The 26,376-nt window shown below is 36.4% G+C and carries 12 protein-coding genes; 4 read left to right on the forward strand and 8 right to left on the reverse strand.

Going from position 1 to position 26,376, the window contains the following annotated elements:
* Window positions 1–436: 436 nt before the first annotated feature.
* The 7 genes from O5640_RS07095 to O5640_RS07125 form a co-directional block, all read right to left on the reverse strand.
* A complete protein-coding gene (locus O5640_RS07095; RefSeq protein WP_269611683.1) occupies window positions 437–1,171 on the reverse strand; it encodes a glycosyltransferase family 2 protein in 735 nt (244 codons plus the stop codon).
* A gap of 2 nt (window positions 1,172–1,173) precedes the next feature.
* Window positions 1,174–1,503, reverse strand: coding sequence for a hypothetical protein (locus O5640_RS07100; RefSeq protein ID WP_269611684.1), 330 nt, complete (start codon window positions 1,501–1,503; stop codon window positions 1,174–1,176).
* The gene (locus O5640_RS07105) at window positions 1,504–2,586 is read right to left on the reverse strand and encodes a sugar phosphate nucleotidyltransferase (RefSeq protein ID WP_269611685.1); all 1,083 of its coding nucleotides are present in this window, start codon (window positions 2,584–2,586) and stop codon (window positions 1,504–1,506) included.
* Window positions 2,587–2,591: 5 nt separating this feature from the next.
* Complete coding sequence (locus O5640_RS07110; protein WP_269611686.1) at window positions 2,592–3,191, reverse strand: HAD family hydrolase; 600 nt, start codon at window positions 3,189–3,191, stop codon at window positions 2,592–2,594.
* 16 nt (window positions 3,192–3,207) lie between these two features.
* Window positions 3,208–3,873: a hypothetical protein gene (locus O5640_RS07115; RefSeq protein ID WP_269611687.1), complete on the reverse strand. Its 666-nt coding sequence runs from the start codon at window positions 3,871–3,873 to the stop codon at window positions 3,208–3,210.
* Window positions 3,866–4,672 (reverse strand): glycosyltransferase family 2 protein, encoded by an 807-nt coding sequence (locus O5640_RS07120; protein ID WP_269611688.1) that lies wholly within the window; start codon window positions 4,670–4,672, stop codon window positions 3,866–3,868. Before O5640_RS07120 ends, O5640_RS07115 begins: the two co-directional genes overlap by 8 nt.
* A 135-nt stretch (window positions 4,673–4,807) precedes the next feature.
* The gene (locus O5640_RS07125; protein WP_269611689.1) at window positions 4,808–9,058 is read right to left on the reverse strand and encodes a DUF4214 domain-containing protein; all 4,251 of its coding nucleotides are present in this window, start codon (window positions 9,056–9,058) and stop codon (window positions 4,808–4,810) included.
* A 146-nt stretch (window positions 9,059–9,204) separates the two neighbouring features.
* Here O5640_RS07125 and O5640_RS07130 point away from each other — a divergent pair, with 146 nt between their 5' ends.
* The 4 genes from O5640_RS07130 (at window position 9,205) to O5640_RS07145 (ending at window position 14,172) form a co-directional block, all read left to right on the forward strand.
* Window positions 9,205–9,390: a DUF6447 family protein gene (locus O5640_RS07130; RefSeq protein ID WP_269611690.1), complete on the forward strand. Its 186-nt coding sequence runs from the start codon at window positions 9,205–9,207 to the stop codon at window positions 9,388–9,390.
* Between the two features lie 81 nt (window positions 9,391–9,471).
* The gene (locus tag O5640_RS07135; protein WP_269611691.1) at window positions 9,472–10,146 is read left to right on the forward strand and encodes a peptidylprolyl isomerase; all 675 of its coding nucleotides are present in this window, start codon (window positions 9,472–9,474) and stop codon (window positions 10,144–10,146) included.
* Between the two features lie 28 nt (window positions 10,147–10,174).
* The gene (locus O5640_RS07140) at window positions 10,175–13,123 is read left to right on the forward strand and encodes an ABC transporter transmembrane domain-containing protein (protein WP_269611692.1); all 2,949 of its coding nucleotides are present in this window, start codon (window positions 10,175–10,177) and stop codon (window positions 13,121–13,123) included.
* A complete protein-coding gene (locus tag O5640_RS07145; protein WP_269611694.1) occupies window positions 13,120–14,172 on the forward strand; it encodes an HlyD family secretion protein in 1,053 nt (350 codons plus the stop codon). Before O5640_RS07140 ends, O5640_RS07145 begins: the two co-directional genes overlap by 4 nt.
* Before the next feature lie 124 nt (window positions 14,173–14,296).
* Here the strand turns inward: O5640_RS07145 and O5640_RS07150 are convergent, their stop codons facing one another.
* On the reverse strand, window positions 14,297–25,987 hold the full coding sequence (locus O5640_RS07150; RefSeq protein ID WP_269611695.1) for a DUF4214 domain-containing protein: 11,691 nt from the start codon (window positions 25,985–25,987) through the stop codon (window positions 14,297–14,299).
* Between the last annotated feature and the right edge of the window lie 389 nt (window positions 25,988–26,376).

Raw genomic sequence — 26,376 nt, forward strand, 5'->3', positions numbered from 1 at the left:
TATTAATATTAATATTAGATGAGAAAAATGATTATATTCAATTGCATATAGAGGCATATAGCCTTTTTCATATGATGGAATAAAAATTAAGCTGACAATCAAACTTAATAATATTGCTCGAGTATTACTAGAACTATAAATTGATTTTATAAAATATCTAAGAGATAAGAAAAGTATAATAAATTTTGATATCGCAACTGTTAATAGACTATCTTTTATAGTAAAAAATATTCTTGATGTTGCATATAAGAACTGATCGGGAAAATAAGCGGAAGCAGGCATTTGCAACCATCTATCTCCTAAGTTTATATCTCGTATATATGTATTTTGAAACACTTCCATATATAGAGAATCACTATTTATATTAATATTTGAATTTAAAAATAATAATATAGAAAAGATCGACAAAAAAATTATAACTAATCTGTACATTTATTTATAATATAGATTGACTAAGGAAATACTTCAAATCCTCTGGTGTGCCTAAACCATACATATTTGAACAAGATCGATCAATATTATATAAACCAATATTCGCATTATTATTCAGCATATATTTATACACAGGTGCTACATAATATTCGCCTTTTGACATATTTTTTTCTTGAATCATTTGGCTTGCATATTTGCAAAATATATTTCCTCTAGAAAAGTTATAAATTCCAACTGTAGCTTGATTTGAAACTACGACCTTCTCAACTATATCAACGACAATTCCAGATGGATCAAATTTTATATATGACCATTTTGGATCACTTGAATACATGGTCATAATGAAACCCTCTGATTTATTAATATCCCACATTTTTAAATATTCATCGATTGATGTATTGATCCATTGATCCGAATTCGCTATCATTAATGGATCTTTATTATCAATATATTTTTTAGCTTCAAGTGCAGTACAAGCGGCTCCTTCAGTGATGCCATCAATGATAACAATTTCACAAGTAGGGCATAAGTTTTTGAGTAACTTATCAACTTTATATTCGTTAATATGTTCTTTTTGTACTACAAAAATAAATCTATGTTCTCTTTTTGGCCTTATATTTTCAATAACAACTTGAATCATTGGCATTCCATTGACATCTATAAGGGGTTTAGGCCTTACATAACCTTCATTTAAGAATCTGCTCCCTCTACCTGCCATAGGTATAAGAATATTTAGCATTTTTAATTATTATCTATAAGAATCTTATCACTTGGATTAGATGGATATTTAACTATAACTAGTGCACATTCTTCAATGCACTCGAATTTAGATATATCTCCTGGTTCTAAAAGAATAATACTTCCTTGTGTCAAAATTTGATTATACATTTTTATACTACCTGAAACCACAAGTGTTATTTCCCAAGTCTTTTCATGCATGCTATTTGGTTCAATTTCTCCCTTTTTATAATGTTTGACACCAACTTCTATGTTCTTTGTTCTAAATATCGAGGGATCAAAATCACCAACAAACCAGCCCCTTGTAAATTGACTTAAATTATATTTCTTCATTCATATAATATTACTTTTTTGAAAACATTGTATAGAGCTTATTTTTTGATTCTCAAAGTTTAATATCTCTATCCCTTCAATTCTAGTACTTTTAAATTGAAGTGAAAATTGACAAATAGTCGAATCATTATCTAGGCAAGATATTTTATTAATAGAATATCTTATTATCTCTTTTATTTCAAACAATTCTTTATAGAATATAGTGACATCTTTTATACCAATTACTTCATTAGAGAAAGGACTATCTAAATGTATAGATTTCGACATTAATTCTATGATTCTATTAATATTTTTCTTATTGAAAGACTTATAGTATTCTTCAGAAAAAAGAAGAATTTTATTATTATTACGTTCTAAATATTTTCTAAAATCATCTTTGACTGTATTTGAATAAAAATTAAAGTAATTATCTTTTTCAATTTTTGAATAAGCAACTTTTTTATTATTTATAATGAGTTCATTCAGACAGGGTGCTAAATAGAATCTTTTATTAATAAGTTCACCTCTATTAATATTATCTGATATACATTCGACCATCAAATTACCACTTGAAAAATAATAGCTACTACTTAAAGCATTTTGACTAATCGGTACTTTTTCTTCTACCCGAGTCACAAAATTTTCATCATCAAGTTCAGCATATGACCATTTTGGATGGATAGATTGAAATCCGATAGTGCCCGCTGATGCGCTGGTGGAATCAAAAAACTTCAGATGTGACTCTAGGTCTGTATCTATATATTGATCAGCAGAGGTAACTAAAAAAGGTTCATTTAAATTATAATTATCAATTCCCATCATAACTGCACAAGGCATTCCATTTGTATTTCTTCTCAGCCTTATTACATTGACTTCAGAATCAGTATAAAGAGGTAATACTTTATCTATATGGTTATGAGAAATGAATTCATCTGTAGAGATAAAGAAATATCTTTTATCACCTGTAAATCTTTCGATATGTTCTAAAGACCAAGATAGTATAGAATGATCTTTAACGTGATCTAATATACTTATAGAGTTTTTACTATCAAGAGAAAAATTATCTTTTGATTGTCCATAAACAGGTATAATTATATTCAACATTATTTTTACTTAGATTCTATAAAATCGATAAAATTTTTTATATTTTTATAATTCACTTCATTAACTGATTTAACTTTTAATACATTTGCGCCCGCAGAATTTGCCGCCTCAATTCCATGATCATTATCCTCAATAATTATAACTTCTTTCGCCGTTAAATTTAATTTATATAACGCTTTAAGATAAATTTCGGGATTAGGCTTTGGATTATCAACATCTTCATTAGACAAATAAAAATCTAGAAATTTTCCTAATTTAGATAGTTCCATCATTGATTTAATTGTCTTTCTTACACTATTAGAAGCCAATGCTATTTTATATCCTTCTTCTTTTAACTTAGACAACGCATATTGATGGATAAACTTAGGTTTACATTTTACTGCAGTTATCTCCATTGTATATTTTTGCTTGAGTTCATTAATAAAATCATGAAGTTTATATGGCAATCTTCCACTCTCTGAGAGTAAATCTAATTTAGATTTTGTAGGAAGACCATCATATGTTGATTGATGTTCCGAAAATTCAATCTCCTCTCCAAAAACAGCTAAAGCTTTATTCAAGGCTTGATAATGCCATTCTTTTGCATCTATTAAAACACCATCCATATCAAATATTACAGCCTTAATCTTCAAGATCATAATTAAAATGAAGATAAGCTTCATCAGCTTTATCTGTACATATTAACACAGTATTCCTCTTAAAATCTTTACTCTTAATCCATTCTTTAAGGCTATTCCAAAAAGCATTTGTTTGTCTTCCATGCAATTCAGGTGATACAAAGCATAAGAAATAATTTTGTTCAATATAATTTTCTAAAAAGCTAAATGAAGGATAATCTCCATAAAATGAATCAACCCACAAACCTTTTGCCTTTTCTAATAAGATTGGAGATTCCTCAAGATCACTCACCCTAGAAAGAAATTTTACTAGTTTATCATTTGCATAATTTACTGTTTCAGGAATAGACATATCAAATAAAAAATAATTTTCTATACTATATTTCTGTAATAAGGATAAAGTTTTGTCTTTAATTCCATCACATTTTACATTTAATAGTAAAGGTAAATTTTTACCAAGATCATTATAAATTAATAGAAATTTATCCAATGAAATTAAATTATCATTAATGGGTATATCATGAGAAATTACTATTTCACCATTCCTCTCTCTGATATCCGTTTCTATTCCATAATTATTACTTAATGCAAGCTTAAATGCATTCTCTGTATTTTGCTCATGTTCCTTTTTCCAGAGACCTCGATGACAAACTATTCCAATATTATTCATGGTTATATTTCTCATTATTTTCATATATAATATTGGCTGAATAAGTATAATCTTTGTTATTAGATTTATCCCTATTTATAAAAGATCTATGATTTAAACAATATTGAGTTAACAAGTTCAGAGTGAAGAGTGCCTGTCTTGAAATTTTTACATTGGATACTTGATCTTCTTCTCGCCAAGTTATTGGAATAAATCGAATAGCTCTTTTTCTATAGGAGTGAGATATAATGCCACAATAGTCGAAAGTTAAATCATTGGAAAATTTCAAATAATCTTTTTCTAAAAACGAACTTAATTTATATATATTAATACCAGAACCTAAATCTAAAACTTCTTGATTCAAGGCCATACTAAAGATCTTGTTATATACTTTATTACCAAATGTTCTAAACCAAGAGTAGTTATACAACTTGGAATCAGGATGAAATCTAGCTCCCAAAGTGCAATCAAAATTCTCTATAGATTTGTCAATTATATAAGGTAATATGTCTGATAAATCACCTTGATCATCTCCATGAAGTACTAACAGATAATCATAATTATTCTCAATCGCAAAATTAAAACCTATTTTAAGTGTCCCTCCATAACCTACATTTTTTTTGTTTGAGCAAAGGATTCCATTAATATTTTTGTTGAATTTCAATGCTTTTATTGCTTCATTAACAGTATTATCTTCACTTTGATTTTCAATTATTAAAACGTTCTGAATTAAACCTGAGACCCTCTCATCGAATTTGCTTATAACTCTTGAGATCTGCCTGGCACAATTGTATGCAGGAATTACTGCTAATATTTTCACTATTTTTGGGTTTCCTATATTTTTTATAATACATAAACTTTATACATACTTTATTCTTATAGCAAAGAGAAAAATTATTTAAAACTTTGGTATGCAGTAATTTTTGCATACATAAATATTAAGCGAAGCAAAATATCAACTCAATCCAGTCATTTCAGTAAAGAGAGCATCATTTTCATCTGAGATAGCAAAATTCATGAGAACGTCTGATCTGCTCTGTTCTTCTTTATTTAAACTTCCCACCCAATAGTTAAAACCATCTTCATCTGGTAAACGGTCATACACATTGCGATACAAGGTCGTGACATATTCTTCAGTGGTCACGTTCTCTCCATAACGACTTTTAAATTCAGCTGATCGAACAAATGATGCAGCAACAACTTTCTTTGTATTAATCCCAGAACTATAGACATTAATCCAATATTTCAAACCTTCGGCATCAGGGAATCGTTTAAAGGCAGCGTTATAGAGTTGGAACATTTCACCAGAGGGATCAGTTAATCCAGTGACTTGATCAAAGGTCGCTTTAATATCAGCAATAGCACTGACATCACGTAAGGCACTTGTTGTGTCTTCTCCAGAAAATCTCAATAAGGGATAGCCAGTGATGTCGTCATAACCAGAGTCAGTCTTGATTTCATATTTTCCATTGCCTCTGTTGTAGAACTTGTATTCATGATAATTACCGCTATAGGTTTTAACGACGTCTACTTTTGATGCTTCTACGGTTTGATCTGAGAATTGAATGTATTCAATATTTTTGAGAGTATCTGTTCCATCAGTTGTTCCTGTTGTCCTTTGGTCGGCGATTTCCAGAGTATTTGTTCCACGGGTAAAGGCGTAGTCTGAAAACTTTCCTGAGAAAGTGACAGTATCTGTTCCACCTAGACCATCGATATAATCATTTCTTGAAGTGGTTTGGGACAAATCATTTCCATCAGTCGATAAAATTTCATTCAAATCATTGATATTGACTATTAGATATTGACTTGAGCTATTACCTTGAGTGTCAGTTGCAATTACATTGACATTATATTTATTAGGCGCAATTGTAGAATAATTATCTGCAAGACTAATTGTCTTAAACGTTAGAAAATTGTCTGGTTGAACACCTAACGTCGAATCATAATTAAGTAAAGGTAACTGAGAAAAAACACTATTAGAATAATAATTAGAAGCATTATAAATTGTTGCATTGGAGAGTTCTTCTAAAACATCAAATCCATCTGCCAACACTCGTCCAAAGACAGTAAATCCACCATTAGATGAATCTAAAGATACATTATCTGAAAGATTGAAATACCACTGAGATGTAGCGCTATCTGGATCACCTGGAACCTTTGCCATGGCAATGGTTCCAATCTTATTAGAATTCCCTGGTTCATTAAAAATAGTTCCTTTTGAAAGGATCGAAATAGGTGCATATGATGCTGAAATAGGTGCCGTATAACCCCCACCTTGCAAAACAGCATTCGAAACGGATCGATGAATAATTGTATTTTGATAGGAGGAATCATTGACATAAGCAAGAAAATTATTGGCTGTGGTCGACGTTAAGGTGCTAGCGGAACCATTTTGATCAAACAGTTCTATATATAGATCACTTGGGTTGCCTGACAAATTGGTTTCTACTTTGACAACAGTTCCAGAAGGAGTAAATGGGATTTCATAATCAGGTTTTTGTTTAAAAGTTAGTACACCACTTGCACTATCAATTTGAAATAAAGAGCTAGAAAGTTGATCTATTGACCAGGTAACAGTCTCATTAGCATTGAATGTATGTACAACTGCGTTATTTTCAAAAACATTTGTTTTAGAAGTGGGTGCACCAGAGCTGTTAGCTGGGCCAAAAATTAAAGGCTTGATTTCATCCACATCACTAACTAACAAGTTGAAGGCTTGTTCCAAGGTTTTTCCACCGCTATCAATCGTTCTGACACGAATGCTATATATCGACTTCGTCTCGTAATCAGGGCTCGTCTGGATCTTTATGCTATTTCCACTAATCAAAAACGAGCTATTATCTGTATCTCCGCTTCCACTAACTAACGTATAACTATGACTATCTGTGGCGTCTTCATCACTGGTGAAAAGCGTCGCTACCGTTACATTCGCTGGAATATTCTCATCAATACTTAAACTGCTCAGCTTGATTTCTGTTGGCGCTTCATTTAAATCATTGACACTTAAAGAAAACGTTTGAGCAAAAGTTTTCCCTCCATCATCTTCTGATTGTAATCGAATGCTATAAGTCGACTTTGCTTCGTAATCTGGTGAGTTTTTAATAAAAAGTGATGCCCCAGAAATTGTAAATAGATCATTATCCGTATCACCATTACCACTCACAAATGAATACGTATGACTATCGCTAGCATCAGGATCAGTTGAGGAAATTATTCCCAAGATTGAATTCGCTGCAATATTTTCATCAATACTTAAACTGCTCAGCTTGATTTCTGTTGGCGCTTCATTTAAATCATTGACACTTAAAGAAAACGTTTGAGCAAAAGTTTTCCCTCCATCATCTTCTGATTGTAATCGAATGCTATAAGTCGACTTTGCTTCGTAATCTGGTGAGTTTTTAATAAAAAGTGATGCCCCAGAAATTGTAAATAGATCATTATCCGTATCACCAGTACCACTCACAAATGAATACGTATGACTATCGCTAGCATCAGGATCAGTTGAGGAAATTATTCCCAAGATTGAATTCGCTGCAATATTTTCATCAATACTTAAACTGCTCAGCTTGATTTCTGTTGGCGCTTCATTTAAATCATTGACACTGAGAACGAATTGCTTCTCCGTAGATAGATTATTACTATCAACTGCTTTTACTCGAATACTATAGGTTGGTGTCGCTTCAAAATCTGGTATAAAATTAATTTTCAAATTTGATTGGTCAATCGTAAACATTGCATTATCTGTATCACCTTCACCAGAAACAAAAGAATAAGTAGTTGAGTTAACCTCTTCTTGATTAATATTAGTTAAATTAGAAATAATTGTATTAGATGATAGATTCTCATTGAAAAGTCGAGTAGATAGATCAATCTCTGGAGATTCAGGGATGTTATCTACATAGAGGTTGATATAATTATCAAAAGTCAAGCCCCCGCTATCTGTAGATTGAATAGCTACCCGATATGTTGATTTTTGCTCATAGTCAGGAGTAGTTAAAATATATAATTGATTATTCTGAATCCGAAAATATTGATTATCTGTATATAAATTTGTATTAAATAGCTTATAAGTATGGGAGTCTAAGTGATCAACATCAGCTGTATATATTGTAGATATAATAGTATCGGCTTGAATATTTTCATTAAATCTAACATTGGATAAATAAACTAATACAGGTGCTTCATTAACATCACTGACATTCAAAGTGAATGCTTTCGAAAAACTATTATTAGATTGATCAGTCGAGGAAATTCTTACTTTATATAAATTCTTGATTTCATAATTTGGAGTACTATTAATAATTAAATTATTACCCGTAATAGTAAAAAGATTATTATCATCATCGTCCTCACCCAAAACCAATGAATATGAATGAGTATCTAAATTATCGGGGTCGGTTGTTGAGATATTCGCAACATTACTATTAGCAAATATATTTTCCTGAAAAATAGTCGAAGATAATGATATATCAGAAGGAGCAGACCCAGATTCAACACCATAAATCAACTGTAAAGCTGATATATCTGTAGCCGTAAAAAATGGTGTAGCAGTTCCTGTATCAACAAAATTATAAGACATTAATGTATCACTAGAATCATGCCAACTACCATATGGGTCTTCTACTTCTCCTTCTTTTGTAGGATGAGATAAACCTAAAGCATGGGCAATTTCATGCAAAATGACATAAGCATCAAATGAATTTAAACTTGGATAATTAGCTAAAATAGATCTATTACTATTACTACTTAAATTAAAAGTAACATCGCTATTATATTTATAAGTCCAGCGAGATTTAGTAAAGCTATAGTTCTCTAACCAAGGCAATGACCATGCAACACCTGCACTCGACTCATATCCAGGGATAGTTGCTCTATAAATATCAATAGATGAATCACTTTCATTAAAAACTCTAGTAAAATCTAAATCAATTAATGGATCTAATTGAGTAAAAGAATCAACTATAAAATTCTTAATATCTTGATCAATATTATAAGTTGAAATTCTACCTTGATAAGAGTAATCTCTATAACTACCAAAATTTTTAAATAAATAACTACCAGTTATATCATGTATATAATAAGTCGCATTTGCTGTCCAAGAATGGTCATCATACCCCCAACTATCTTCTATTGAATATCTATAACTGGATGTACTATCTGATAAGAAATAACTTTTCGCTAATTCAGTACTAACAACTGCCATTAGCTTATTATAGACTTTTTTACTATAACTTATTTGAATTTAGAGTAATAAAAAATAAAATCAAATGTCAAAATATTGCCATATGGTCGGGTAACCTCACCGGAGTCAGCATAATTAATGTAATATCCATTCAATATTTTTTAATTATGTCTCCAATAAAAATCGATGATACTGAGTATAGCTCAGAAAACTTATCAGAAAAAGCAAAAGCATACCTTGGAAATATACAATTCATCCAAACAGAAGTTAATAAGCTTCAAGATCAAATCAGAATTTACAAGGTTGCTGAAAGTCAATTTGGTCAATTATTAAAAGACGAACTACAAAATTGATATAAATCAAATCTTTACCTAAGTTACTAACCTTAATTAATGAAGTCACTAGAATGTCTAAATCAATCTACGATTAAATTGTTGAATAGTAATAATTTGCTATTGCCACTTATAAAGAAAGAGCTGCTTAGAGAGAAACTCGAAAATTACAAATTAGAAGAAAACGAAGTAAAAGAAATATTAGCTCGATTTTTTGAAGAGAAAAAGATAAGCGGTGAAGAAGAATTCAAAAAATTACTTGATAATAAACAAATAAATAGAGATGAGTTTATTAATACCATAACGTATGATATAAGAATTAAAAATTATGCTAAACAAGAATACGGACATCAAGCTGAGTCTCATTTTTTAAAGAAGAAAAATGATTTAGACTCAGTTGTTTATAGCTTAATAAGAATTAAAGATCCTTTTAAAGCTAAAGAGTTATTCCTAAGGATTTCAGAAGGAGAGGCTGATTTCGGAACAACAGCTCAGAAATTTTCCGAAGGAAGTGAGAGAATTACTAGAGGTATTGTAGGTCCAGTCAAATTAACTCAAGCACATCCTTTATTAGTCGAAGTGCTAAGAACAAGCAAAATCGGACATGTCAATGAGCCAATATCAATAGATAATTGGCAAATTATTGTGAGAGTGGAAGCCTATCAACATTCAAAATTTGATGAACAAATGTCAATTGAAATGGCAACAGATATTTTCGAAAAAGAACTAGAAAAAGAATCTAAGACTATACTCCATGGTATGATAAGTATTAATTGAGTAAAAAGAAAAAATAAGTTGATTAAATATGGAAAATAATTTCGAATTAAATCTTAAAGATATTAAAGCATTTCAAAATTTATCAACACAAGGTTTAGAAAAAATAAAAAAGAAAAGTAGATTCATAAAATATAATTTAGGCCAAATAATTTCACAAAATTTTATTATACCTAATTCAATCAATTTAATTATTACGGGAGAAGCAAGACTATTGTCTAAAAAAGATTCAAAAACTGAGACCGTTACCAAATTGGGTCAAGGATTATTTACTGGTCTTGGATCTTTTCTTAACGTAAAAGCTTGTGAAGAAATTACAGCATCTTCTGAATTACAATGTCTTGCACTTGAAGATGAGTTAATACTGGATTTGTATCTAAGTGAGCCTTCATTTTATAAATGGTGTAATAGCAATGCACAGCCGGGAGAAATACAATTGCTAGCTGAAAATTTAATCACAAAATCAACTAGAAATGATATAAATTTAAAAGCTGCATTTCAACAATTAATTAACAATAGTAAGATTAAAATAGTCGAAAATAATAATGATCTGATTTTAAATAAAGACTTAACTACCATAGTATCAAGTAATAATGTTATTGACAATAACGTTGGAGATATTATCGAAGATAATAGTAAAATAAAAACAAAAGGTCCATTACCCGCAAGATTTATTGAAATCCCTAAAAATCTTTTTAAAGCTTTTATCTCAACTCCACAAAATACTGCAGGAATCGAAACCAAAGAAATTTCTTCTTTAAAGAACAATAATCTCGAAAATGCCCCTCTTTTGCCTGAAGTAAGTGGGACAGATATTGGGCAAATTTATCAAGAAGAAAATTTTGAGATCATTACTGCAGAAGGAAGCCTAAAAGAAACGCAAGCATGCCTAGAAATGCTCGCAAGAGAAATGGATTTGCCTTTCAGAAAGGATGCAGTTGAAAAAGTTCTAAGAGATACTATTAGGGGTGGAGAACAGCCTACCTTACAAATATGTGGTTCCATTGCTGCAATCCTTGGGCTCCATGCAACAGGAGCAAAAATTCCAAGACAATTTGCAAATAGATTGCAAACACCTTCAATTATTACTTGGAAAGAATCTTTTGCCCTAGTAATTAATAGCAATGCCAAATTTCTAACAATTGCTTCTCCAAAAGAAGGATTGTTGAAAATTTCATCAACTGAATTTGAATCAAAGCTACCAGATTTTCTTGAAGTTTTACTGGTAGAAAAAACATACATGACTCCAGAAAAAAAATTTGGGATTGACTGGTTTTGGCCCGCACTTAAAAAACACAAAAATGTTTTAATTCAAGTTCTACTAGCTTCTTTTGTCGTACAACTGTTTGGATTAGCAAACCCTCTTTTAATCCAAGTTATTATCGACAAGGTTATTAGCCAAAGAAGTCTAGATACATTACAAATACTAGGTTTTGCACTAGTTATTGTGACTATTTTAGGAGGGATACTTGGAAGTTTGAGAACATTTTTATTTACCGAAACAACTAATAGAATTGATACAAGATTAGGTGCAGAGGTTATAGATCATTTATTACGTTTACCATTAAAATATTACGACAAAAGACCTGTAGGGGAACTAGCAAGCAGAATTTCAGAATTAGAAAAAATTAGGAATTTCCTAACTGGTCAAGCACTGACAACACTTTTAGATGCATGCTTTTCGTTGATTTATATTTTGGTTATGGTAATTTACAGCTGGTTATTAACATTAATCGCCCTAGGAGTTGTTCCATTACAAATACTTTTAACTCTCATTGGAACACCCCTGATCAGAAGACAAATACGTGATGTTGCTCAAGAAAATGCAAAAACACAAAGTCATTTAATAGAAGTTCTGACAGGTATACAAACTGTCAAAGCCCAAAATGTTGAAACAGTTAGTCGTTGGAAATGGCAAGATTTATACAATAAATATATAGCAAGAACTTTCGAGAAAACAATTACTGGAACAGCTTTAAACGAGACCAGTAACGTACTTCAACAACTTTCTCAGCTATTAGTTTTATGGGTTGGTGCCACCTTGGTTCTCAATGGACAACTAACTTTGGGTCAGTTAATAGCCTTCAGAATAATATCTGGATACGTAACCCAACCAATTCTTAGATTGAGCAGTATCTGGCAAAATATACAAGAACTTAGAGTCTCGTTTGAAAGGCTCGCAGATATAGTAGATACTCAAGAAGAATCAAGTGAAGCCGATAAATCCAACATTCCTCTTTCAAGTATTAAGGGTCATGTTCGCTTTCATGATATTTGCTTTGGATTTAATCAAAACGATCAAGTTCTAAATACAATTAATTTAGAAATTTCACCTGGCAAATTCATAGGAATTGCAGGACAAAGTGGCAGTGGCAAAAGTACGTTAATGAAACTTTTACCAAGGTTATATCAACCACAAAAAGGAAAAATATTAATAGATGATTTAGATATTTCTAAAGTTGAACTTTATTCTTTAAGAAGACAAATAGGAATTGTTCCACAAGATCCACTTTTATTTTCAGGAACAATTAGTGACAATATTGCATTAACCAACCCAAATGTTTCAAGCGAAGAAATAGTTGAAGCCGCCAAAATAGCAGGCGCACATGAATTCATCATGGAATTACCTATGGGCTATAGTTCTAATGTTGGGGAGAGAGGAGCTGGTTTATCAGGAGGGCAAAGACAAAGAATTGCCATTGCCAGAACAATTTTAAGCAAGCCAAAATTACTAATTATGGACGAAGCAACGAGTGCACTCGATTATGATACTGAGCGAAAAGTTTGTGAAAATATTAAACGTGCATCGAAAGGTACAACATGCTTTTTTATCACCCACAGATTAAATACAATCAGAAATGCGGATATGATCGTTTTATTACACAAAGGAGTTCTTGATGAAAAAGGAACTCATCAAGAATTAATGGAAAATAAAGGTAGATACTATGCCTTATTTAGACAGCAGGAGTCGAGCGAATGAAATTAAAAAAATTACCTATCAAAAAAAAGCTGAATGAATTATCAATTACGGCCAAAGATTTTATAGAAAAAAATATAAATATTACCCCAAAAAAATGGATTGAATATTTACAAGATTCGTTAGAGAAAGGAGTAATTACAAGGCAAGAAGAGGTGGTTTTAAATCAACCCAAATATTGGGCTAGGGCAATAAGTTGGTCATTGATGGGAGGTACAGCATTTGGAGTGCTCTGGCTATCACTCGGTAAGACAGAAGAAATTATTGTTGCGACAGGAAAATTAGAGCCAATAAAAGGAGTCATTGAAATTCAAATGCCTTTAGAAGGAATCACCAAGAAAGTTTTGGTCAAAGAAGGAGAGAAAGTAGTGAAAGGGCAGAAATTAATTCAATTAGACACTGAAATTTCAATAGCGAAAAGACAAGCATTAGAAGAAAGTCTCAAAATCAACAACGATATTCTCTCTAGGCTAAAAATACTCGTAAGAGAAGGTGCGGTATCAGAATTACAATACCTTCAACAAGAAAATAAAATCGCAGAACTCAAAAGTCAGATCAAAGAAAGTAACGTCATAATCAAATATCAAGAACTCATATCACCCTCAGATGGAATGGTTTTTGATTTAAAACCAAAAGGTCCTGGCTTTGTAGCTCGTACAAGTGAACCAGTACTGAAGATTGTACCGACTGATTTTCTACAAGCCAGAGTTGAAATACCAAGTAGATCAATAGGGTTTGTCAGTGTCAATAAAAAAGCAGATATTAGTATTGATTCATTTCCAGCCACTGACTTCGGTGTAATAAGTGGAGTAGTAAAACGGATAGGCTCTGATGCATTACCACCAATACCAGCTCAAGGTTTGGGATATCGATTCCCAGCAGACATTACATTAGACACTCAATTTTTAGAAATGAAAACTGGAAAACGACTCAAACTACCTTTGCAACCAGGAATGAGTCTCACAGCAAATATTAAACTTAGAAAAGTATCTTATTTGCAATTGTTATTAGGTACCTTTAACGATAAAGCAAAATCACTGAAACAACTTTGAGCCATCAAAATAAAAAATAAGTAAGACTGGATCAAGATAAAATTTCAATTTCTAAGACAAAACATTAAAAAGGCTGCTTATCAAATAAGCAGCCTTTTATATAGTCTCAATTGAACTAAATTAATTAAGAAAGAACGAAGTTGTTAGCAAGAGTAATGTCAGCGAGTAGAGCACTAGTATCTGCGATATTTGTTAGTGTCGCAATTTGCGTAACAGAAACACTGGCATCATTAGCCGTATCAGTATTAGATACATATGCAACACCAATTGAAGTGTCAGCAGCGATTTCCCAGAGAACTAACTTTTGACCAAGATTGGTTTCGTCCCAATGAGTGGTAAGGTCCATAGCAGCTTTTAGAGCAGTTGCGTTACCAACATTGGTATCACTTAGGGCAATAATCTCTCTAGAAGTAGCGGCAGCGTTGATAGCCTGTTTCAAGATAGAAGTATTTGCACCAGCAGTATTATCAAGAAGTTCTTCAATACCAGCAGAGATGTCTAACTTGTCTCCACCACTTCCAGGAGCAGCGTGAGAGAAGCTAGTGATTGTATCTGAACCATTTCCTGAAGCTGTAGCTTCGAATCTGAAGATATCAGATGATGTTCCACCACTTGCACCAGTGATGTTGTCGTCCCCATCTCCAGCTACGATTGTGAAACCTTTACCTGCTGCACCAGTCACAGTTGATAAATCAATAGTATTTGCTGCACCAGTACCATTCACAGTAACAGTTGAACCAGTACCATCTACTGAGAGCTTGATTAAGGCTGCATCTGCACCTTGTATAGCACTGAAATTATCAGTCAAAGCAGTAGCATAAACCGCTCCAGTAGTGACAGCATCTACAGCTTCCAAATTGGCAACTGTTGAAGCACTAGTAATTTTTCCTGCAAAATCAGCTTTAAGAGTTACTTCGCCAGCTGCTTTGTCTGAGAGCAGAGCATCCCAGTTAGTTGCAGTACCAGTAATAGTCGCAACAGCAGAGGCATTAATTGCAGTTGTAGTTGCTCCATTCAAAGTAACTAGGGCTCCAGCTGTTGCATCATAAGCACTTGCATTGTCGGACAGGGTATAAGTAACACCTCCATCCATTGTTATGGAACCTGCAACTACAGCAGCAGCCTCAAGTGTAGTACCTGTAACGGTAGTAATAGCGCCAGCTGCGACCGCAACGCTTGTTTTAGCATCTAAGCCTGTTAGATCAGTTGCAGCAGCCGTACCAGCTGAAACCGTAATAGTAAGAGCATCAGCCCCTCCATTTGCAGCAAGGTCACTATTGATAGCAGCGGCAGTCAAACCACTGATTGCACCAGTAACTGTTCCAGTAGTGTTAGCTGAGATTTTATCAAGATTATTGATACCAGTCGCATCGGTTACTGCTGCACTTAATCCGTAGGTGTAATCAGCTTTAAGTGTCACCGTGCTTGTGTCTTGATCAGCCAGAGTCGCACCATTAGCTGCTGTTCCTGAGAAACCATCAATAGCTGAGGCATCGATAATTACACTAGTTTTTGCATCTAGAGCTACAAGATCGGCTGATAAGTCAGATACAGAATCACCAAGTGTAAACGTCATAGCATCTGCTCCAGAAGAAGACAGCCTTGTATTGATGTTGCTTAAAGTACCGGTGATTGCTGAGCCGTTACCAATTGTGATTGCTCCGGTCGTTCTTGAACGAATGTCATCAAGACTATCAAGATCACCGTTACTGAGTGCACCAGTATCGGTAAGACTTGCAGTCCAATCACCATCCCAAACAACAGCAGTACCAGCGTTTGAGTTAGAACCAGATATACCACCAGTTGTGACGTCTACTGTGGCGGCAATGGTACTAGCAGTAATATTGGTAATGCTAGTTGCAATAATTGAACCACCAATCCTATCGTTCAATGTCTTGATGTCTGCAGCTGCATCAGATGTATCAGAAACCGTGACAGTTAACGCGTCACCACCACTAGAGTGATTTGAAAGAGCAGTAGTCAATGCTGCAACAGTAGTCGATGCCAAAGTAGCCGTAACAGTACCACTTGTATCTCCCATGATGGTATTGATATCAGCCAAGTCAGGGGTACCTGAATTGACGGTCACGTTGTAATCAGTGTCAATGCTTATTCCGCCACTTCCGTGAGCTGCTAGAAGGGTTGAGAAGGCATCTTCAGTTCCAGTGAAAGTTGCAACTCCAGTAGCAACAATTGCGACACTGGTTTCAGCATCGAGGGTATTAACATCTGCAGATGCAACTGATGTATCGCTTAGGGTGATCGTTAAAGTATCTTCATCGGAATCACCAAGTCTAGAAACAAGATTGGCAGCCACACCAGTTAATGATCCTGTAATGGCTCCAGTGGTAGCTCCTCTGACTGTTCCCAAATCATCCAATACTGCGTTGGACAATGCGCCAGTATTACTAAACGTCGCGGTCCAGTCTGTGTCTAATGACAAGCCAGAACTAGTATGAGCATCCTCAATTGATTCAATTGTAGAAGAAGTAATATTAGTAATAGTGGTTGCAGTAACTGTTCCACCGGTTTTTGCATCTAGGGCGTTCAAATCTGCTGCTGCATCAGCTGTATCAGTAATAGTGATGGCAACACTGTCTGTAGATGCCATGTCTTTCAGACCAGTTGTGCCATTCATAATGTTTGCAACTGTATCTCCAGTCACTGTTGCAGTAACTGCCCCAGTGGTCCTACTTAAAAGCAAGTTGAGGCCTGCAGTTGCAGCGGTACCATCAGTCCAAGCATCAGCATCACTAACAGCAGCTGTGAAATCTCCATCAACGTTAATGGTGCTATCAGCTGTAGCAGTAAGAGTATTAGCCAGAGTTGAAGAAGTAATACCGGTTACTGCTTGCGCATCAACTGTGACAGAAGTTTTTCCATCAATTCCAGTCAAGTCAGTCGCTGCTGCTGTAGCTGCGTGCAGAGTGACTGTTAAAGCATCACTTCCACCAATGGTTCCTAGGTTGGAATTAATTTGAGCAGCTGTTAAAGAGCTAGAACCAGTAATCGTTGCTGTAACAACACCAGATGTGTTATCCGCAATCGAATCGATATTTGCTACATGAGTAGTTGTGGTTGCAGCAGCAGTAGCTCCAAAGGTGTAATTAGCAGCAAGGGTTAGTCCAGAACCACTGCCATCATTACCAACCATGGTTGCTCCATTTGCAACCGTACCTGTGATTGCAGTGATAGCAGAGACGTCTACATCTGCAGAGGTCTTGCCATCAAGTGAATTAATAACAGCGGCTGTAGTTGTTGTACTTCCAGTTGTAATGTCCAATACATCAGTAGCACTACCATTCGAGAGTGCTGTATCAATTGCAGCTGCTGTACCACTACCAATTGTTGCAGTGATATTACCTGTGGTTCTACCCATCAATGTGTTCAAGCTAGATAGTGTTGAAGCTTGATCACCGGTGACAGTAGATGTGTAATCAGTGTCAACGTTAATTACACCACTAGTATCTGCAGTGGCTGTAAGAACATCAGCAATAACTCCATCCACGCCAGTAGCAGCTGTTGCATCAACTTCTACTCCTGTTGCAGCATTCGCATCCATGTAATTCAACTGAGCAGCTGTTGATCCAGCAGCTGTTGTGCTAACTGCAGTTGCCTGGCCTAAAGCTGCATTAACAACTGCACCATTGGTACCCAAATTGGCCGCTGTATCACTCAAGACTGCGAAAGTAACTTCGTTTAAATCTCCTCTTGCAGTATTTACTGCGGTTGCTTGCGTTGCATTAGTTGTACCGGTAATAGATACATTCGCTGCTGCTGCGACAACAGCAGAGTTATCAAGGGAATTATCACCACCAAATAAGTTCGTGTTGGAATCAGTTAAATCAAAGGTGACTGTGCTTAAACCGCTGCGGCCAGTATTAATCGTTGCAGCCTGAGACTGAATAATTGCATCACTGAGACTCACATTTGTAGCGTTATTAACAACTGATGCAGCACCTGTTGCATAACTAGCTGAAGATCCGCTAGATGCAAAAACATTAGCTTTTGCATCTGTGATGTCGTAAGTAATGGTTCCAGAACCATTTAATGCATCTAAAGTTACATGTTGTGCAATTGTGATTGCATCAGTTACGACTATATCAACGTTAGTTTTACTAAATGCAAGTTTGATATTTGCAACACCACCATTGGTTGATAAGTTTGCGAAAGTATCTGATATACATAGGTTTCCAGATGCACCATTAACAACAGAACTTGATCCGTTAAGAAGGTTATCTACTGAGTCCTTTATGTAGTAAAGACCATCAGTAGAAGAATCGGCATCAGCATCATGACCCTTGAACTTCGTACCAAATTCGGTAGTTAATGTTGTGTAATTAGCTAGAGAAATTTGAGTTGTGTTCGATAACTCAACGGTGGTAGCAGAAGTCAGATTTGCCTTATCAGTTCTGGCTAAACCGGTGATTAAGTTAGCGGCTGTATCCTTAATAGAATAAGAAAGATTGGAGACAGTAGATAGACCTCTGGTCTCACTCGCGTCTGTAGTTGTATTTTGATCACCCAATGCTTGCTGAACAGTCGCAAAAGCACCTGTTGTCAAGCTGATAGAAGCTGCACCAGTTAAAAGGGCTCTATCTGAGGCACCTGCTGAACCAAATTGTGTATTTAGAGCTGAGTAGATATTTGCTGCTGAATCAGTGATGGAGTATGTCCCTGAAAGATTTGCGTATTCAGAGATAAGTGCAGCTTGTGCAACTGTTTGTGTTCCAGTAACAGTAAGGCTAGTTGCTGAATTACGAGCCGCGACTTCAGCAGAAGAGGTTCCAGCAATAAGATTGGCTACTGTATCAGTGATGTTATAAACAAGAGTTGCATCAGTTGCGGATCCATTCAAACCCCAACCATCAACTGCATTAGCTTGTGCAAGAGTTACAGCATCAGTAACAGTAATTTTGCTTACGGTTAATGTTCTGCCACCTTGAGTTCCACCGTCTTTAATGCCAGATGATGATGTCAATAGGCTTGCGAAAGTACCAGTTAATTCATAAGCGACAGTCGAAGCAGCTTTAGAACCATCAATTACGGAATTAGCAGTGGTAATACTAACTGCGTCTGTGATTGTGACATTGCTAGATGCTGCAAGAGCATTTGCATTCGCACTAGCAGTTAAGTTCGCTGAAGTATCAGAAAGAGTAAAGTTTCCAGTTCCACCTGCTCCTGCAACTATAAATGTGGTTTGGGCTGTATCTAAATCTCTTAAAGAAGTAGCTGTAGCAGCAGACACAGAAGCATCAGTAGCAGTGACGGTGTTATTAGATCCGTTTCCTCTGGCTAGTTCTGTAGCAGTCGCACTTAAAATATTGGCAGCACTATCAGCCAAAGTAAACACCGTATTCGTATCTGTTGCTCCAGTAGCAGCATCAAGGATCCTTGATTGAGCAAGAGTTGTGTTGCCTGATGCAGTAATTAAATTAGAACCATTTCTAACCGCAGTTGAGGCAGCAACGATAGCTGCAGCTGTATCTGTCAATGAATAGGCAGTGACTGAAGTAGCAGATGCAAGCATTGTTGTTGCTTCAGCAGCAGTTGCTGCATCTGAAGCAGTCATGGTGGCAACTGTATCGCCAGAACCAACTGTCACAGCCGCTAATTGTGCCGAAGTACCTGTAACTGTGCCTAGGGTAACTGCAGGGGTCCGGGCAAGTAATTTAGTAGCAACGTCATGAGCAACAGAACCTGTAACGGTTATAGATGAAGCAGCATTAACATCAGCTATCTCAGCTGTACTAAATGTACTTACAAAGCTAGTTGCATTTGAAGCTGTATCTGAGATTGTGAATGTTGTTGTTCCACTGTTGGTTGAATCAGCAATAGTTGCTGTTTGAGCAAAAGTAGCTCCATCAGTTGTCGCTACATTAACTAGACCATTCAGAGTACTTCCAAGAGCGACAACATTAGTCGCTGTATCAGAAACAGAGAGAACATAATCAGCAGCAGAGATTGCATCAATCGTTGTGACTTGTGCTGCTGTAGCGTTATCAGTTGCTGTCAACTTCACAGCAGATGGTATTAGTGCATTACCACCAGCAAGATTTGCAGCCGTATCTGTGACTCGGAATTGCTGATTGGATGCAAGAGTTGCATAGAAATCAGAGTCTGAAGTCAAATCAGAAACAGAAACTGTGTATCTGACATTTGAAGAAGAGTTAGATGAATTAAGAACATCAGAAAGCGCAGCAATAGAAGCCTTAGTGCCTTCAATAGCTGTTGTAGCAGTTCCTGAAAGGGTAATAGTTGTGATCGTTAGAGCAGTTCCATCCTCACCTTTAACACTTGCTGCACCAGTTAATCTTGTTTGATTAGCATCTAAATGGGTAACAATATTGGCGTCATTATCAACAATGTTGTAAACAAAAGCACCTGAGCTATCAAGTGCCTTTATTTGAGCAAATTGAGCAAGATTTAAATCATCAGTAACTGTTGTAGTCGTTGAATCTACTATTGCAGCGGCATAATCAAAAGTCCCATCTTGAGCGGCATCAAGCATGAGATTCTCGTAAGTATCACTGATGGAATAGGCATAGCTAGTACCACCATCACCATCATCAGCATCATTGATTGTTTTACCTTGAGCTGCCGTTACAGTCCCTGTCACTGTGACATTAGTTGCCTTGGCTGAAACAGTGATGTTGGAAATAATGTCAGCGCCTGAACCTGAGACAGTGGAGAACGCTGTCGTGCCAGCGCCTATAGCATTGATAGTGACGGCATCAGCAATAGTAGTTGTACCAGAAGCTGTCAACGTTGTAATTGCATCACCAGTAGGAATTGACAACGCTTTGACTGCTGTAGAAGTGTCAGTAACAGCAGCAATAGTTGTTGCTCCAGAGTTTGTAGCACTTAAAAGTTTGGTCGCGATAGCTGCTGTTACTGCAGAACCCGTTGCAGCAATAGTTCCAGCGCCGTTTAAACCTGCTGTTGTCGTGGCATCCAGTCCAAGATTTGCAGAGGTGTCTGAAATGTTATAGGTGGATGTTGAAGTAAATGCAGCGATCGCTGAAGCCTGAGCTCCAGTTGCATTATCTGAAGCTGCAATTGAAGTAGCTCCATTGGCTGATGCAGCTGATGCAGCCGCCAAGTTAGCTGAAGTATCTGAAATTGTATAAGTATTGGTTCCAGAATTAGTTGCAGCTACCAAGTCAGTCGCTTCAGCAACGCTAAGAGCATCTGTAACTGTGACATTCGTTGCACCATTAATGTTGGCATCAGTTGCTATTGACCCACCAGAGAAAATATTAGCTGAGGTATCTGAGACGTTATAAGAAATAGCACCAGCCATAGACTTAACAGTCAGCAATTTCGCTGCTTCTGCATTGGTTGCAGATGATGTGACTGTTACGGCAGATGCATTCTTAATAACATCTGAATCAGAATCAATTTGGGCAACAATGTTCGCTGCAGTGTCAGAAATTGTATAAGTCGCTCTTAATGATCCATCTGGATTACTGTTGGTATTAGCAGAACCATCATCGGCGCTATCAAATATCGCAAGAGCTTGGGCAACATCTACTGTTATTGATGTGGTGTCGTCGCTGATCGTAACTGAATCGACCCGAGTAAGTACAGATCCTAGGCATGCAGCAATATTTGAAGCAGTATCAGTAACATCTAATGAAGCAACAACAGTATTCAGTCCTGATCCAGCGGCAGCTAAAGTTGCTAACTGAGCTTTAGTTGCTGCAGTTGAAGCACCACTAGTCAGTGCAACAGCACTTGCATTCGTAATAGCAGTCGAAGCATCTGTTCCAGCAAGATTGGCAACAGAATCTTTTAATGAGGCAGCTGTAACTGTTCCTGAAGCAGAACCATTAACAGTGTTGTACTTAGCAACTGTTACATCATCAGAAATAGTTAGAGCAGCAGCAGCATTAACAAAAGTGGATACACCTGTTGTAGACGAGGTCAACTCAGCATATGTACTGGAAACCAAGTTATAAACAGTGGTTTTTGCAGCAGCTAGTGTATTGACCTGTGTAACGTCAGTTCCTGTATTAGCTGGATCCACAGTTCCAGTGATCTTGTAAGAACTTATTTTTGCTTTTTGCGCAGTTGTTGCTGAATTTAAATTAGTTAATGAATCCTCTGCGACAACAGATGCTGCTGCTGCTGTAACTGTTGTTGCTGCACCATCAATATTGCTGACTGTGTCTTCAATAGTAAATGTTGCACCTGTGTAATTTCCTCTGACTGAATTAAGAGAAACCACCTGAGCTACAGAAACACCGTCACTAACAGTGATTGCAGTTGCCTTTTGTTGAGTATTAGTAGCTCCAGAAGCAGGCATTACCCCACTATTAGAGAAAATATTGGCAGCAGTATCAGAAATGTTGTAAGTAAGAGTTGTTCCTCTAACAAGAGCTGATCCAGAAGAAGCTGCGGTGAATATTGTATCTAATTCAGCAACGGTTAAATTACCAGTGATCGCAATACTTGCCGCATCCTGAACAGCATTTAAATCTGCACCCGATGTAGCAGCTTTTACATTGGTTGCTGAATCTGAAATCGCAAAAGTAGCTTCTAATTCAACACTGCTAAGAGCGGTATTGATTGTAGAGATTTGAGCAACAGTTGCATTTCCAGTAGCTGTGATAGTTCCAGCAGCAACAAGATTTGCAGTAGAAGTTGTATTGCTAGCAGCGGTTACAAGATTAGCAACGGTGTCAGATACAGGGATAGCACTGAAATTACTAATAGTTCCACAAAGAGTTTTGAGTGCGTTCAACTCAGCTACGGTTACTGTGTCAGAAGAATCAGAAGTCCATGTAATTGTTGTTGCATCAGCGACTGAACCGGCTGACATAGAAGCCAATTGAGTTGACGTACCAGTAACAGTAATATTGCTATCAACGACTTTCGTAGCACCAAACTTTGTGATCAGATCATTCATCTGAGTCACAGTTAAACTGTTTGAACCAGTTATGGAAACCGTAGAAGTTGCACTGACTGTTGTAGAAGGAGCAGCTAAAAGATTTGTAAGAGTATCGTCTAAAACATAACTTTTTGTTCCACCAGTTAAAGCATTAGCAACTAATGAGTCAGCTACAGAGATATTTGTACTAGAAACTGTGACTCCGCCAGTTGCCGCTGTTACAACAGCTGTATTGGCAGTAGCATTTAATCCATTGGCGTTAGAAGAATCAATGATACCGGTAACTGTGTAACCACTAGTCAGAGTTCCAGTAATGGCAGCATTAATTGCAGTTGCTTGTTCAGCAGTTACTGAAGTGCTTAGTGTGACTGCAGTAGCCTGGTCAAGAGTAGCTTCGGCTCTTCCGGTATGTAAGTTTGTTGCTGTATCAGTAACGGAGTAAGTAGCATTAGCATTTCCTGTATATATAAGCTTTGCTGTTGCAAGATTCGTAGCTGCTCCACCAGTAATACTAACGCTATCAGCGAATACTAAACCAGCATTGTTATCTGCAAGCAAGGTGGCTGCATCAACAACATTTAGAGTGACAGTATTAGCATTTAAATTAGTAGTCCTACTAGAGTTAGCTGTATCGATTTGAGTGTCAATTGCTACAGCTTGTGCACTGGTTGCATTACCTTCGACAATTAAAGCGGAGCAGTTGTTTCCAAAAACTGATTGAGGAGCAAGAGCTAAGTTAGCTGCCGAATCAGACAAAGTATATGTTAACGACCCAGTAGTAAGAGCATTGACTGACTTTGCCTGTGCAACAGTGACGTTACCAAGAGCAACAGCTACTCCAGATAGCGATGTACTGGTAGCTAATAGATTTGTAATTGTGTCAGTAACACTAATTGTGAAACCAGTTTTGCCTGATAATGCATCAAGACCTGCAACAGTTGTATTGATCTGTAGGGAGTCACCAGTAGTAGCGCCAAAAGAACCAACTTGTCCTATTTGGGTTGCTGACAATTTGATAGTTATCTTGCCATCTCCACCAGTACCTGAAGTAGCCGTTAAAGATTTAAGTGTTGTAAGTGTAAGGCCTGTTAAATCAATTTCTGCAGCACCTGCTGTTCCATCAATGATTACATCACTAGAAGAGGATGATCCGGTTATTGTGGCCAGCTTATCTGCAATTAAAGTAGTCAATACTGAAGCATCAATCGTGACTCCTGTTCCAGCCAATTCAAGAGTCTCGACACCAGCCAATTGATCAGCAGTAGTAATCGTATTTCCTGTGCCACTGATGATAACTTTGTCAGTACCAAGTCCAGCTGTAATTAGATCAGCAGTGCTGAAATCTCCAGAACCGATAGTAATTGTGTCATCACCAGCTCCGGTCGTAACAGTATCGCCACCTGCTCCAAGATCAATTGTTTGATTACCAGCGCCTGACGCGGTGACAGTATCGTCGCCTGCTCCCGCTGTAACAGTATTATTACCAGAACCAACAATAGTTACAGAGTCATTACCTGCGCCTGAAGTAACAGTTGAATTACCATCAGAATCTAATGTAATTGTGTCAGCCGCAGTACCAGCAGTAAGAGTTGTACTTGAGTTTCCAGAGACAACAAATCCTCCATCTGAGGTGATGCCATCTGTGTTTAGAACAACAGTGCTAGATCCTGTACTTGGAGTGGTAACAGTAACTGCATTAGCTCCATCCTTTGCATTATTTGTAGCAATTTCAGAGGCAGTAACAGTAAAACTTGTTTGAGTAGCAGCAGTTGTGGATGTATCAGCTACAGTTACGGCTTTAGACTTGCCTGCTGCGGTCAACGTAAGAGTCTCAGAACCCTCAGTAAGTGAATCTGACTTCAACGTAATGGTTACGTTAGCTTTGCTATCTGCGCCAACTGTGAAGTTACCTGAAAGAGATCCAGAAGTTAAATCATCAACGCTTATTCCAGAAATTGTGTAAGGAACTAAATCACCAGAAGATACGGAAGATCCGCACTCAATACTGAAAGTAACACTACCGCCTTCATTAACAGATGTTGAATCAACTGAGATCGAGGTTACTACTTCAGGAGTTGTGGATGTATCAGCTACAGTTACGGCTTTAGACTTGCCTGCTGCGGTCAACGTAAGAGTCTCAGAACCCTCAGTAAGTGAATCAGACTTCAACGTAATGGTTACGTTAGCTTTGCCGTCAGCTCCAACTGTGAAATTACCTGAGAGAGTACCTGTAGCTAAATCATCAACACTAACTCCACTGATTACATAGGGAATTAACTCACCAGAAGATACAACGTTGGAAGAACACTCAATACTGAAAGTGACGCTAGCCCCTTCATTAACAGATGTTGAATCAACGGTGATGGAATCAACGTATGAACCGATATCTGCTACATGAGCATTTATTTCAGCTGTAGTAGCACCAGATGCTCCAACATTACCTAAGAATGTCTTAGCTGCTGTTAAATCTGAACCAGCAATATATGGAGTCGAAGAATCAGCTTTATATTCTTTTGTTGCACTTACAGATAGACGAATTTGAGCAGTTATCGCTTCAGCAGCAGTTGTTTTAGCTAAAAGAATGGTTTTATCATCACTGTCCGCACCGTTTAAGGCTGAAGACCTTAAGTATTCTCCAAGTTCTGCGAGTTTTATATTGCCTGCATCTATTTGTGCTGTCCAATAAGTTTTACCATCTGTATCTGCGTTTCTATTAAATAAATTTTGATATAGCTGATCTATCTGCTGTGAAGTTGTTTTACCAGATTTAACGGAAATCCATTCGTTCTGGCCATCCATATGGGCGGCGAATTGTTTCAGGGTCGTACCTGCACTAACCCAGTAGTCAAGACCCTCTGGATCGGCTGCTCTGCCGAAATATGCAATGTATAGCTGCTGAAGCTGAGTTGCAGTTGCAGTCATTCTTGAAAGTTCTTATAAAGTGGAGAAAATCGCCATACTCGGAAAAGCCAAAACTCCTGGTAAGAAGCCTGGCTTTCTCTGTATCGGAACCCTTCTATAAATAGAAAAGGTTTTATAACGCTCCAAATATACATGTAATTAGGTATTTCTCCAGAGTATTTGGTGTATAAAAAGAACTGTCCAAAGGGAAATAACTGGAAAAAAAGACATTTCCAAACATTTTTACAGACAAAAACACAAGACAAAATGTTTCTTTTTTTAAAACAAATAATTTTGAAAACGAAGTCCCCCCAATTGATTAGGGAATTTCAAGGCCATTTCATTGCATTAGAAATACATATGCACACATCCAACAATCCTTTGCAATCTTGTGCGGTTGGAAAACTGAC

The organism is Prochlorococcus marinus str. MIT 0912 (genome assembly GCF_027359595.1).
GTDB lineage: Bacteria > Cyanobacteriota > Cyanobacteriia > PCC-6307 > Cyanobiaceae > Prochlorococcus_B > Prochlorococcus_B marinus_C.

Excerpts from the sequence above, each read along its gene's own strand:
- O5640_RS07130 (WP_269611690.1), top strand. The coding sequence starts at position 9,205 with ATGTCTCCAATAAAAATCGATGATACTGAGTATAGCTCAGAAAACTTA.
- O5640_RS07110 (WP_269611686.1), bottom strand. The coding sequence starts at position 3,191 with ATGGATGGTGTTTTAATAGATGCAAAAGAATGGCATTATCAAGCCTTG.
- O5640_RS07105 (WP_269611685.1), bottom strand. The coding sequence starts at position 2,586 with ATGTTGAATATAATTATACCTGTTTATGGACAATCAAAAGATAATTTT.
- O5640_RS07150 (WP_269611695.1), bottom strand. The coding sequence starts at position 25,987 with ATGACTGCAACTGCAACTCAGCTTCAGCAGCTATACATTGCATATTTC.
- O5640_RS07095 (WP_269611683.1), bottom strand. The coding sequence starts at position 1,171 with ATGCTAAATATTCTTATACCTATGGCAGGTAGAGGGAGCAGATTCTTA.
- O5640_RS07140 (WP_269611692.1), top strand. The coding sequence starts at position 10,175 with ATGGAAAATAATTTCGAATTAAATCTTAAAGATATTAAAGCATTTCAA.
- O5640_RS07115 (WP_269611687.1), bottom strand. The coding sequence starts at position 3,873 with ATGAATAATATTGGAATAGTTTGTCATCGAGGTCTCTGGAAAAAGGAA.
- O5640_RS07145 (WP_269611694.1), top strand. The coding sequence starts at position 13,120 with ATGAAATTAAAAAAATTACCTATCAAAAAAAAGCTGAATGAATTATCA.
- O5640_RS07125 (WP_269611689.1), bottom strand. The coding sequence starts at position 9,058 with ATGGCAGTTGTTAGTACTGAATTAGCGAAAAGTTATTTCTTATCAGAT.
- O5640_RS07100 (WP_269611684.1), bottom strand. The coding sequence starts at position 1,503 with ATGAAGAAATATAATTTAAGTCAATTTACAAGGGGCTGGTTTGTTGGT.